Source organism: Streptomyces sp. JN8, from assembly GCF_055808075.1.
The window spans coordinates 7,881,194-7,893,524 of the sequence record NZ_CM147852.1; the positions used below are offsets into that span (position 1 = coordinate 7,881,194).

The 12,331-nt window shown below is 74.1% G+C and carries 10 protein-coding genes; 4 read left to right on the forward strand and 6 right to left on the reverse strand.

The features are described 5' to 3' along the window. Positions 1-313: 313 nt before the first annotated feature. Entirely contained in the window at positions 314-2,143 is a 1,830-nt protein-coding gene (locus ACY0MR_RS34630) for an alkyl/aryl-sulfatase (protein ID WP_473557521.1), read from the forward strand. Positions 2,144-2,194: 51 nt separating this feature from the next. Here the strand turns inward: ACY0MR_RS34630 and ACY0MR_RS34635 are convergent, their stop codons facing one another. The 4 genes from ACY0MR_RS34635 to ACY0MR_RS34650 all read right to left on the reverse strand — a co-directional run bounded on the left by ACY0MR_RS34635 (position 2,195) and on the right by ACY0MR_RS34650 (position 6,713). Next, complete coding sequence (locus ACY0MR_RS34635; RefSeq protein ID WP_473557523.1) at positions 2,195-3,052, reverse strand: phosphatase PAP2 family protein; 858 nt, start codon at positions 3,050-3,052, stop codon at positions 2,195-2,197. A 64-nt stretch (positions 3,053-3,116) separates the two neighbouring features. Then, a complete protein-coding gene (locus tag ACY0MR_RS34640; RefSeq protein ID WP_388797890.1) occupies positions 3,117-4,070 on the reverse strand; it encodes a YihY/virulence factor BrkB family protein in 954 nt (317 codons plus the stop codon). Further along, positions 4,070-5,863: a bifunctional phosphatase PAP2/diacylglycerol kinase family protein gene (locus ACY0MR_RS34645; protein ID WP_473561974.1), complete on the reverse strand. Its 1,794-nt coding sequence runs from the start codon at positions 5,861-5,863 to the stop codon at positions 4,070-4,072. The genes ACY0MR_RS34640 and ACY0MR_RS34645 overlap by 1 nt, the downstream gene beginning before the upstream one ends. Positions 5,864-6,140: 277 nt before the next feature. Further along, positions 6,141-6,713 (reverse strand): HPP family protein, encoded by a 573-nt coding sequence (locus ACY0MR_RS34650; RefSeq protein WP_473557526.1) that lies wholly within the window; start codon positions 6,711-6,713, stop codon positions 6,141-6,143. Positions 6,714-6,949: 236 nt separating this feature from the next. Between ACY0MR_RS34650 and ACY0MR_RS34655 the strand changes: the two genes are divergently transcribed. The 3 genes from ACY0MR_RS34655 (at position 6,950) to ACY0MR_RS34665 (ending at position 10,199) form a co-directional block, all read left to right on the forward strand. Next, the gene (locus ACY0MR_RS34655) at positions 6,950-7,213 is read left to right on the forward strand and encodes a DUF6296 family protein (protein ID WP_388797899.1); all 264 of its coding nucleotides are present in this window, start codon (positions 6,950-6,952) and stop codon (positions 7,211-7,213) included. A gap of 17 nt (positions 7,214-7,230) precedes the next feature. Then, complete coding sequence (locus tag ACY0MR_RS34660) at positions 7,231-7,539, forward strand: DUF3040 domain-containing protein (RefSeq protein ID WP_404084712.1); 309 nt, start codon at positions 7,231-7,233, stop codon at positions 7,537-7,539. A 212-nt stretch (positions 7,540-7,751) separates the two neighbouring features. Beyond that, positions 7,752-10,199 (forward strand): phosphoketolase family protein, encoded by a 2,448-nt coding sequence (locus ACY0MR_RS34665; RefSeq protein ID WP_473557529.1) that lies wholly within the window; start codon positions 7,752-7,754, stop codon positions 10,197-10,199. A gap of 33 nt (positions 10,200-10,232) precedes the next feature. Here ACY0MR_RS34665 and ACY0MR_RS34670 read toward each other — a convergent pair whose 3' ends face one another. Next, a complete protein-coding gene (locus ACY0MR_RS34670) occupies positions 10,233-11,414 on the reverse strand; it encodes a PP2C family protein-serine/threonine phosphatase (protein ID WP_388797908.1) in 1,182 nt (393 codons plus the stop codon). A 376-nt stretch (positions 11,415-11,790) separates the two neighbouring features. Continuing rightward, the gene (locus ACY0MR_RS34675; protein WP_392865624.1) at positions 11,791-12,231 is read right to left on the reverse strand and encodes a hypothetical protein; all 441 of its coding nucleotides are present in this window, start codon (positions 12,229-12,231) and stop codon (positions 11,791-11,793) included. Between the last annotated feature and the right edge of the window lie 100 nt (positions 12,232-12,331).

Here is a 12,331-nt window from a genome sequence, read left to right on the forward strand (position 1 = left end):
ACTTCCCCACGCTCGGAGCTACGACGGACCGCCCGGGGCAGGCCGCGCGGCCGTCCCGAACGTACGGATGCTAGCCGCTGCGCGGAGAACTCCCTGGTCCGGGCCCGGTCTGCACCACAGGGGGGCGAGGAACCCGAGCGGCCGACGACGACGGTCGCCGCCCCGGTCGGCGTCCGGCCCCCGCCCCGATCGACATGCGGCCCCATCGGCCCGGTGGTCAGATGGTTCGGACAGGCGATCGGTTCGGACACCCGGGCGTCGGGCACGGGTATCCGGCACAGGCAAGCGGTACGGCGGATCGGAGCACGCGCGGATGAGCGACACCCTGCCCTCCTTCGACGACACGACGGACGTCGAGGACGCGGACCGCGGCTTCGTCGCCCCCCTCGACCCCGGCGTGGTCACGGCCGCCGACGGCCGGGTCGTCTGGGACAACGACGTCTACGGGTTCCTGAACGCCGACTGCCCGGACACCGCACACCCGAGCCTCTGGCGTCAGAGCGGCCTCTGCGCCCGCCAGGGACTGTACGAGGTGACCGACGGCGTCTACCAGGTGCGGGGCCTCGACCTCTCCAACATGACCCTCGTCGAAGGCGACCGCGGAGTCGTCGTCATCGACCCGCTGATCTCCGCCGAGACGGCGGCCGCCGCGCTCGCCCTCTACCGGGCGCACCGCGGCGACCGGCCCGTCACGGGCCTGATCTACACCCACTCGCACGGCGACCACTTCGGCGGCGCGCGCGGGGTCCTCCCGCACGGCACCGAGCAGGGCGTCCCGGTCCTCGCTCCGGCGGGCTTCCTGGAGCACGCCGTCAGCGAGAACGTGTACGCCGGGGGAGCGATGGGCCGGCGCGCCGGCTACATGTACGGGGTGATGCTGCCCCCGTCGCCCGACGGCCAGATCGGCGTCGGCCTCGGTCAGGGCACCTCCACCGGCACCTTCACCCTCGTCCCGCCGACCGTCGAGGTCACCCGGACCGGCCAGGAGGAGACCGTCGACGGGGTCCGCATCCTCTTCCAGCTCACGCCCGGCACCGAGGCGCCCGCCGAGATGAACTTCCTCTTCCCCGACCGGCGCGCGCTGTGCCTGGCCGAGAACGCCACGCACACCCTCCACAACGTGCTCACCCTGCGCGGCGCCCTGGTCCGGGACAGCAGGATCTGGGCGCGGTACCTGGACGAGGCCGTCGAGTACTTCTACGGCCGCTACGACGTCGCGTTCGCCTCGCACCACTGGCCGACCTGGGGTCACGACGACGTGGTGCGCTTCCTCCACGAGCAGCGGGACGTGTACGCGTACCTCCACGACCAGACCCTCCGCATGCTCAACGAGGGGCTCACCGGCGTCGAGATCGCCGAACGGATCCGCCTCGCGCCCGCCCTGGAGAAGGCCTGGCACGCCCGCGGCTACTACGGTTCGGTCAGCCACAACAGCAAGGCCGTCTACCAGCGCTACCTCGGCTGGTTCGACGGCAACCCGGCGCACCTCTGGGAGCATCCGCCCGTCGAACTGGCCCGCAGATACGTGGAGGTGGCCGGGGGACCGGCCCAGGCCCTGGCCAAGGCCCGCTCGTACGTCGCGGCGGGCGACCTGCGCTTCGCGGCGACCCTCCTCAACCACGTGGTCTTCGCCGATCCGGAGGACACGGAGGCCAGGGAGACCCTCGCCGACGTCTACACGCGCCTCGGGCACGGCGCCGAGAACGCCACCTGGCGCAACTTCTACCTCACGGGAGCCAAGGAGCTCCGGGAGGGCCCGCGTTCCGAGATCGTCGATCTGGCCAACCCCGAGATGATCATGAACCTCACGGTGCCCATGCTGATCGACTCCCTCGCCATCCGGATCGACGGCCCCCGGGCCTGGGACGAGGACCTGACGATCGACCTCCTGGTCACCGATCCCGCCGACGAGCGGCACAGGCACCGCCTCACCCTCCGCCACGGCGCGCTGACCCACCGGGTGACCACCGCACCGCGCACGCCGGCCGGTCTCGTCCTGACGCTGACCAAGCGGCAGCTCCTCGACGTCCTCGCGGGCGGAGGGCTGGAGGGAGTGGAGACCGAGGGAGACGCGGGACTGCTGGACCGCCTCCTCTCGTACGTGACGACGCCCGATCCGAACTTCCCCGTCGTCACCCCCTGAGGCGTCGGGGCGCACCCGCCCGGACGGTGGCGCGGGCGCCGGGCCCGCGTCTCAGCCGGAGTGGGAGGTCCGGGGCGGGTCGTGCGGCTCGTCCGACGGGGCCGGCACGGGGTGCAGGTCCAGGGGCGGTTCCGGCGTGGCCGACGACAGTTCCGGTTCCAGGCCCTGCGCGGGCGTCGTGCGCCGGCGTCCGGTGTCGAGCCGCCAGGCCTCGAAGACCAGGGTGGTCGCCGTGACGACGGTGATGCCGAGCAGCCAGCCCCCGAAGACGTCGCTCACCCAGTGCACGCCGAGCGCGATCCTCGTGTAGCCGACGCCCAGGACGGCGACGACCGCGAGAGCCCACGGCAGAGGCCGCCAGGCCCGGGGCACCAGGGGGATCAGGATCAGCAGGAGCACGGCACAGGAGGTGGTCGCGGTCATCGCGTGCCCGGAGGGGAAGGAGAAGCCGGGAGCGTGGGACACCGGATCGGGCAGGTGCGGGCGGGCCCGTTCGACCATGAGCTTCGTCAGCAGCCCGATCAGTCCGCCGCCCACCGCCGTGACGGACGCCCAGGCCGCGAGTCGCCACGCCCGGCGGGTCAGCAGCCACACCACCACGGCGGCGACGAGCAGACGCATCGTGACCGGATCCCACACGTAGCTGGAGAAGAACTCCAGGACCCGCACCCAGCCCGGGTGTTCGAGGGCGGTCTGGTGCAGCCGCTCGGCGGTGGTCCGGTCGAGCCGGTGCAGCGGCGCCCACTGCGACTCGACCAGCACCAGGGCGAGCGCGAACGGGACGGCCACCACGGCGGTGGCGACCGCCGCCAGGACGAGCCGCGTCCCGAAGGTCGCGTCGGCACCGAGGTGACGGGGGTTCAGGGCCCGGACGCCGGGCCTCGGGGCTCGCGTGGTGCGCTGTGCCATGGGGAAGCAGACTTCCTTACGTGTCGTGGGGAGCGGCCGGAAGCGGCTCCCGGGGGAGGTGTGCTCAGACGCCGGGATCCCGGCCCACCGGCTCCTTCACGCCGGCGCGCGTCGCCTCCAGCTGCGCGGCGAAGGAGAGGCCGAGGAAGAGGGCGAGCGAGGTCAGGTAGGACCACAGGAGCAGGGAGACGATCGCGCTGAGAGGGCCGTAGACGGTGGTGAACGAGCCGCTGGCACCGACGTACAGGCTCAGCGCCCAGGTCGCCGTGAGCCACAGGATCAGATAGACGACGGCGCCGAAGGCCAGCCAGGTGTAGCCCGGTTGGGCGCGGCGGGGTGCCAGCCGGAAGATCGCGCTGGTCGCCAGGATGGCCAGGATGATCCCGATGGGCCAGCGCAGGATCTCCCAGGCCCGCACGGTGTCGGGCCCGAAACGGTAGACCTCCGCGAACGAGTGGGTGAGGTCGCTGCCGAGGACGGTGACGACGAAGCTGAGCCCCAGGGGGAGCCCGGCGAGCGCCGCCATCACCAGCCCCCGCACGTACTTGTGGAGGAACGGCCGGTCCCGCTCGTTCCCGTAGATCCGGTTGGCACCGCGCTCCACCTGGCACAGGCTGGTCGTCACGTTCATCAGGGAGAACAGCAGCCCCAGCCAGAGGGCCGCCTGACCGCCGTCGTCGGCGTGCCGGCGGCTCTCGCGCAGCGCGTCGCCGACCAACTGCCGGCTCGGACCACTGGTGATCCGGCTGATCGTCAGCTCGGCGACACGGCCGATGTCCTCGGTGTGCAGGACGCTCGACAGACCGATGGCGGCGATGGCCAGCGGCACTATGGACAGCACGGTCTGCAGGGCCAGGGCGCGGGAGTGGCTGAAGCCGTCGGCGTAGCGGAAGCGTACGAAGGAGTCCCGGGCCAGCCGCCAGCCCCCGTAGCGGCGCAGCGCGGCCCACGCCTCGTCGCCGGACAGCTCCTCGCCGCGGACGTCGCGTCTCTGCGGTACGCGGGTGGCGGTGCCCATCACGCACCTGCCTGGGTCTGCCGCGGTGCGAGCGGCGCGAGGACGTCGGACGGGACGGGACGGTCCGGGGCCCCGGCGGGGGCGGGCACGGCACCGCCGACGCGGCGCGGGGCGGCGGCTTCGGGCCGGCGCGCGGTGGCACCCGGAGCGCGCGGCAGCCGTACGCGCAGCGCGTCCGGCTCCGTCTCCACGACCAGCCGGCGTCCGTCGGCCACGGTGTCCCCGTCGATCTCACGGGGCTGCGCCGTGGCGAACCGGATGTCGACGTGCCGGCCGCTGTAGTACGTCAGGGCCCCACCGGCCACGGTGCGGCGGCCGGAGACGGCCGGGTCGGCCGCCGGTCCGGTCCGCTGCCGGGACGCTGCGGAGCGGGGGCGCAGGGCCCGGGACACGAGGTGTCCGGTCGCGGCGAGCCAGCCGGCCGCGCCTTCCGGGTCGAACAGCACGACGTCGACGCGTCCGCTGTCGGCGCGGGCCCCCGGCAGCAGTTCGAGTCCTCCCTGCAGCGTGCCGACGTTGCCGACGACGACCATGCGGGCGCGGTGGCGGCGGCGCGGACCGCCGTCCACCCGGAGGGTCACCCGGGTTCGGGGGTCGCCGAGGTGCCGGACCGCCGCGAGGAGGTACGCGAGCCAGCCCAGCCGGGCCTTGAGGGCGGGCGAGGCGTCGCGGACCATGGCGGCGTCGAAGCCGGCCCCCGCCATGACCGTGAACCGCGCGGGTTCGATTCCGTCGCCGCTCACGCGTCCCACGTCGATGCCGAAGCAGTCACCGTCCAGCGCCTCGGCCAGGGCCGTCGCCGGATCCAGCGGGAGCCCCAGGTTGCGGGCGAGCAGGTTGCCGGTGCCGCAGGGCACGACGGCGAGCGCGATCCCGGTTCCGGCCAGCACGTCGGCGCAGGCCCGGACGGTGCCGTCGCCGCCGCAGACGACGACCAGGTCGACGCGGTCCGGCGCGGGCCCGGACGCGGGGTGCGCGGCGCAGACCTCGGCGAGGTCGCCGCTCGGCCCCTCGGCGGTGGTGTCGATCCACTGCTGCCGGCGGTGGCCGTGGGATTCCAGGACCGCGCGGACGCGGTCGGCGAGCGGCTGGTCGCAGGCGTGCGGATGGCGGACGACGACGACCAGGCCCGCCGCGGGAGCGTCCGGGGGAAGCGAGGGGGAGGCGCCCGGGGAGGAGGGCCGGCCGCCGTCGTCCGCGGTTTCGGACCGGCGCCCGGCGAGGAGCACCGACCCGACCACGAGCAGCGTCAGCGAGCCGTTGAGCAGGCCGCCGGCGACGTCGGTGGGATGGTGCATGCCCCGGTAGAGCCGCGACAGACCGACCAGCGGAGGTACGAGCACCAGCGACGTCACGACGACGTACCGCCACGGGCCCCGCAGGCGCCGCAGCGCCAGCACGGCGAGGCCTCCGAACAGGGCGGTCGAGGCCCCGACGTGGCCGGACGGGAAGCTCGACGTCGGCGGCGCCGCGTCGAGGTGCGGCACATCCGGGCGGTCCCGCTGGACGAAGAGGGTCACGACCACGAAGATCGCCGACTGCAGGGCCACCGAGGCGCCCAGGAACAGGGCCTCCGCCCAGCGGGGCCCGGACGGCAGGAGGAGCAGCGCGAGGACGCAGAGCAGGGCCACGGCGATGATCGCCTGGGTCCCCGCCAGCATCGACAGCCCGCCCGTCAGGGTGTCGCCGAGGGCCGTCCGACCGGCGGCGAGAGCGCGGTTGACCCGGTCCTCGGCGGGAGTGACCAGATCGGCCACGGAGGTCCGGGTCAGCAGCAGCCCCAGCCCCACCATCAGGCTCACCTGTGCGGGGACCAGTATGAGAAGCCGCGAGGGTCTCGCGGCCCCGTCCGTCTGTGTCGTCATGCCAGACCGCTTTGCCCGTCGCGGCCGGATGATGCCGCGCATTCCGAGCAGCGCCCGTGTCGCAGCCGAGCAGAGCCCGGGGAGCCTGGTCACCCGTGCCGCGCTCCCCACGGCGACGGACGGGCGCGCCCCGCGCGGTCCACGCCCCGGCCGGCCACGGCCCACCACGCCCGAAGGGACCGCACCCGGGCGGGCCGGGGCCCGCTCACCACCAGTAGGCGGGATACCTCGCGGCGCCGCGTCGCACCCGGGACGCGGCGTACGCGGTCAGGACGAGCAGGACGGTGGCGCCGAACAGCAGGGGGACGAACCGGCCCGGCGCGGGACTCTGGAGCACGATGATGACCGCCGTGGCGCAGGCGGGGGAGTGCGGGGTCCGGGCCAGCGTCGTCAGGGCCAGGGTGACCCCCGCGGCGAGGGCGGCGGCCCACGCGTTCCCGTGTCCCGCGACGGCCACGGCGTACCCCGCGGCGGCGCCGAGCATGTGGCCGACGACCACGCTCCGCGGCTGTGCCAGCGGCAGCGCGGGGGCGCAGTGCACCAGCGCCGCGCTGGCGGCGAGCGGGGGGATGAGCACGGGCTCGTGGAGGACGGCGCCGATCCCGACGAGCGCGAGGAGGGCGGCCGTGGCGGCGCTCACGTTGTGGGCGGCGGCCGCGGGCGTCGGTCGGGCCGGCGCACGGCCCGCCATCCGGGCCAGCGGTGCGCGGCGGGCAGACGGGACGGTGGGGGAGTCGGCCAGGGCGGGATCGGCGGGCGGCGCGGTGTCGGTACTCATGCGAGGCGGAAGTTTCCGGGGCAGGCGGCAGGAGCGCCGTACGAGACGGCGTGGGGCGGTCGGTCACACGGGCTCTGTGGTCGACAGTCGGCCCGGTTCCGCGCCCGACCTGGTGCGGCTGGGAGCCCTCGCACCACTCTAACCAGCGGCTTCTCGGCCGCTCGGCCGGGGGTGGGGTCCGGCGGGGACCCCGCCCGGCAGAAGCGAATCAGGCCATACCGCGTAAAATAGGCTGAATGAGCCCACTCCGGTACGAGCTGGTGTTCTCCGACGACACGGCGTCGGCCGAGGACGTCGTCCTCGTCGAGCGCACCCCTGTGAAGGGGCCCGGCGGCCATCCCGTCTACGCCGATCCCAGCGGCATCATCCGCGCGGAGATCAGCGACCGGGACGAGGTCCGCGTCCTCGCCTCGGGCGGGCACCAGATGCCCGCGCAGAACGTCCTGGCCCGCCGTGTCCCGGACCCGGATCCCGATGATCCCTCCCCTTCCCCGGCCTGACGCGGACGGGAGCAGCCATGGACGGCCCCCACCTCTCCCCCGGCGAGCGGAGTCTCCTCGCCGCCATCGAGCGCGGCCTCTCCGACGACCGGCGCCTGGAGCGCCGACTGCGGACCATGCGCACCGGCCGGGCCCGCCATGAGCGCCCACGCCTCCTGCCGCTGGCGACCCTCGCCCTCGCACTCGTCTCCGCGACGCTGATGGCCCTGGGGGTGCTCTCGTCGTCGATCCCGCTGATCGGCGCCTTCGCCGTCGCGTGGACCGCCACGGTGGTGTGCGGCGCCTGCTGGCTCCGGCGGATCTGGAGAACGGCCGGCGGGTCGTGAGCCGGGGGACGGCCGCCGTCCGGTCCGGCGCGGGAGGCGGCTGACCGTCCGGGGGCGTACTCCCCGCCGCCGTACCCTCCCCGACCACGGCGATTCCGTTCGGCATCGGGACTCGGGGGCAGACGCCCTGTGACACTCCGCGGGCCCGTCCGCGGGCGGCCCGTCGCAGGCCCGCCGAGCGGTCGCGCCCGCCGACCGATGGAGGAGGCACGATGCGCAAGGCGACACCGGCCGTCGGGGAGTCCCCGCCGGCCGTCGACGCGCCCCTGGGCGACGAGGAGCTCGCCGCCCTCGACGCCCACTGGAGGGCGGCGAACTACCTGGCCGTCGGGCAGATCTACCTCATGGACAACCCCCTCCTCCGCAGGCCCCTCGAACCGGAGGACGTCAAACCGCGCCTGCTGGGCCACTGGGGGACGTCCCCGGGGCTCAACCTCGTCCACACCCATCTCAACCGCGTGATCCGGGCGCACGACATCGACGCCCTGTGCGTCTGGGGCCCCGGTCACGGCGGACCGGCCGTGCTGGCGAACTCCTGGCTGGAGGGAAGCTACAGCGACGTCTACCCGGACGTGTCCCGGGACGAGACGGGGATGGCCAGGCTGTTCCGGCAGTTCTCCTTCCCCGGCGGCGTGCCGAGCCACGTGGCACCCGAGACCCCGGGCTCCATCCACGAGGGCGGCGAACTGGGCTACTCCCTGTCGCACGCCTACGGGGCCGCGTTCGACAACCCCGACCTCCTGGTGGCGTGCGTGATCGGCGACGGCGAGGCGGAGACCGGACCGCTCGCCGCGTCGTGGCACTCCGACAAGTTCCTCGACCCGGTGCACGACGGAGCCGTCCTGCCCGTCCTCCACCTCAACGGCTACAAGATCGCCAACCCCACCGTGCTGGCCCGGCTGCCCAGGGAGGAACTCGACGACCTCCTGCGCGGCTACGGCCACGAACCCCTCCACGTGACCGGACACGATCCCCGCGACGTGCACCGGCAGATGGCCGCCGCCATGGACACGGCGATCGGCCGCGTCCGAACCATCCAGGCCGAGGCCCGCGAGGGCCGGGCCGACGACCACCGGCCCCGGTGGCCGATGATCGTCCTCGACACCCCCAAGGGCTGGACGGGCCCGGCGGAGGTGGACGGCAAGCCCGTCGAGGGGACCTGGCGCTCCCATCAGGTGCCCCTGCCCGAGGTACGCGAGGATCCCGGGCATCTGCGACAGCTGGAGGAGTGGCTGCGCTCGTACCGGCCCGAGGAGCTCTTCGACGAGCACGGCGCTCCCCGGGCCCAGGTGCTCGCCTGCCTGCCGAGCGGTGAACGACGGCTGGGATCCACGCCGCACGCCAACGGCGGCACCCTGCTGCGCGACCTGCCCGTTCCGCCCCTGGAGGGCCTCGCCGTGAAGGTCGAGCGGCCGGGGAGCGCACGGCACGAGCCGACCGCCGCCCTGGGCAGCCTGCTGGAGGGCGTCCTGTCGGCCACCGCCGGCCGCCGCGACTTCCGCCTCTTCGGCCCCGACGAGACCGACTCGAACCGGCTCCAGGCGGTGTACGGCGCCGCCGGCAAGGCCTGGCAGGCGTCGGTCCTGGACACCGACGAGCACCTCGACCGGCACGGCCGCGTCATGGAGATCCTCTCCGAACACACCTGCCAGGGCTGGCTGGAGGGGTACCTCCTCACCGGCCGCCACGGCCTCTTCTCCTGCTACGAGGCGTTCGCCCACATCGTCGACTCCATGGTCAACCAGCACATCAAATGGCTGACGACCTCCCGCGCCCTCCCGTGGCGGGCGCCCGTCGCCTCGCTCACCTACCTGCTGACCTCCCACGTGTGGCGCCAGGACCACAACGGCTTCTCCCACCAGGACCCGGGCTTCGTGGACCACGTCCTCAACAAGAGCCCCGAGGTCGTCCGCGTCTACCTGCCGCCGGACACCAACACCCTCCTGACCGTCGCCGACCACGCGCTGCGCAGCCGGGACCACGTCAACGTGATCGTCGCGGGCAAACAGCCCTGCTTCGACTGGCTCTCCCTCGACGAGGCCCGTACCCACTGCGAACGCGGCGCGGGGACATGGGAGTGGGCGGGCACGGAGGTCGAGGGGCGGGAGCCGGACGTGGTCCTCGGCTGCGCCGGCGACGTACCCACCCAGGAGGTCCTCGCGGCGGCGAGCCTCCTGCGGCACCATCTCCCCGACCTCGCCGTCCGCGTGGTGAACGTGGTGGACATGACGCGGCTCATGCCCCGCGAGGAACACCCGCACGGCATGCCCGACGAGGAGTACGACGCCCTGTTCACCACGGACAGGCCGGTGATCTTCGGCTACCACGGCTACCCCTGGCTGGTGCACCGGCTGGCCTACCGCCGCGCCGGGCACGCGCACCTCCACGTGCGCGGCTACAAGGAGAAGGGCACCACGACCACGCCCTTCGACATGGTCGTGCGCAACGACCTCGACCGCTACCGCCTGGTGATGGACGTGATCGACCGCGTGCCCGGCCTCGCCTCCCGCGCGGACGCCGTACGCCGGACGATGGTGGCGACCCGTGAGCGCCACCACGCGTGGATCCGGCGGCACGGCACCGACCTGCCCGAGGTCACCGACTGGTCGTGGGAGGACGATGCGGAGGGCCCGGCGGCCCGGCCGCCCACGCCGTCGTGAGGAGGCGGCGCGGCGGGACCGCGGCGGGCGCGGTCAGTCCTGGTCCGGGTGCCACTCCGTCAGCAGGATCGTGGCGTCGTCGCGGAGCGGCAGGTCCTGGTGCGTGCGCAGGGTCTGGACGAGGCGGCGCAGGGCCTCGGGTGCGGCGGCACCGGCGGCCGTCGAACGGATGACGATGTCGGCCAGCCGCTCCTCCCCGAAGAGGTCGCCGACCGGCGAGCGCGCCTCGGTGACCCCGTCGCTGTAGATCAGGACCCGGTCGCCGGGCTGGAGCCGCGCCCGGTGCACCGTGGGCGGTTCGGTGAGGTGGAATCCCCAGCCGAGCGGGAGGTCGGCCGGCCGTTCGAGCATGCCGTGGAGCACCCGGCCGTCCCGGATCAGCAGGGGCGCCGGGTGGCCGCAGTTGACCCAGGTCAGGGTTCCGTCCTCGGTGTCGAGGGTCGCGATGACGGCCGTCATCAGCCGGTCGGTGAACCACTGGTCCAGGATCTTGTCGATCTCGGGAACGATGTCCGCGAGCGAACCGCCCGAGCGGCGGGTGGCGCGGCAGGCCGCCAGCCCGGCCGCACTGGCGGCGCCCGCGGCGAGGTCGTGCCCCATGGAGTCGAGCAGCGTCAGGTGCAGCCCCTTGTCGATGAGGCTGTGGTCGAAGGCGTCCCCGCCGATGTCGTAGGCCGGCTCCAGGCACGCGGAGGAGGTCACGTGCGCGGTGCCGATCGTCCGCGGCGGCAGGAACGCCCACAGCAGCTCCGCCTGCACGGTCATCGTCCTGCGCCGCTCCGCCTCGACCAGCACGTCGCTGTGCGTCGACTTCGACACCAGCAGCAGCGCGGCCACGGCGGCCAGGTCCTCGCACCGGTCGACCAGCTCCGCGTCGAAGCCGCGCCCGGTGGCCTTCACGACGCCGAGCCGCTCGACCCCGTCGACCATCGGCACCCACAGGGTGTCACCGTCCGCCGAGCGCTGGGTCCGCTCCTCGCGGTAGGCGAGCCCTCCCAGGGAACTGTCGACGCCGAGGGTCGGATCCTCGGGGGCGGGCGACTGGGGAAGGGCCAGGAGAGAGGCCTGCTGCAGGTCCGCCACGTAGACGGCGGTGCCGGTGAGACCCATGCGCCGCCCGGCCCGGGCGACGAGCTCGGCCAGGTCGCGGCCGGGGGTCAGACGGGACCCGGACAGCAGCTCGGAGAGCGCATGGTCGTGGGGCTGCGTGTTCAACTCTGCTCAAGTCCTCCGCCGAATCGCGGCCCACGGCCTGTCCACCGGACCTCTGGAGCCCCCGGTCGCGGCCGCGGGCGGCGACCCGCTCGTGCGCCGCGCTCACGCCGCCCCTGTGGGCCTCCGACGCGGGCGCTCCTCCGCACCCTCCGTGGCCTGTGCGACGCGAGGGCGCGCCGGGCGGGCCGTGTACCCCCACCACCATCACTCCGGTGACGGCCGGCTACCGCCCCCGACGCGCGGGACACTCCGGGGACCCCCCACCCGGACCAGCGCGAAGCCGGGGCGGCGGGGCGATGGGGACCGAGGCCCCGGAGGTGTGCGTGCCCCGGCGGCGGGGACCGCTCCCGGGAGCGGTCGGACGCCGCCCGCCCCGTCAGGACGGGCCGGCCGTGTGGTCCGGGTGGCCCGTGGTGCGGCGGGCCTCCTTCATCGCCGCCTCGTACAGGTGGTCCCTGCCGTCGGCCAGCGCCTCCAGCGCCTGGCGTTCGAGGGCGCGGAACGGCTCGTAGTAGGTGCTGTTGTAGGACTCGACGATCTGGAAGGTCCAGTGGCCCGGGATGACGTTCCGCCCCAGCACCTCGGTCTCGACGCGGTCCGCCCAGTCGCCGTGACCGGCCTCCCTCAGCAGGGCCACCGCCCGGTCCAGTTCCAGATCCGCGGACCCCGTCAGCTGGTGGAACCCGTAGAGCTGCCCACGGGCCCGCTCGACCGTCTCCAGGGCCTTCGACAGCGACCCCAGGGCCTCCACCGTCAGGTCGCTGACCGAATCCGGCGGTGTGTGGGCGCGGTCGGGGCCGTCTTCACTGCGTGCCATGCACCTCCCTTGCCCCGGCCCACCGCGCCGTAACGCCCTCGCGCCGCATGCACCCGGAAGGACGCACCGACGCGATCCGGCGACGCTTGACGTCACGTCA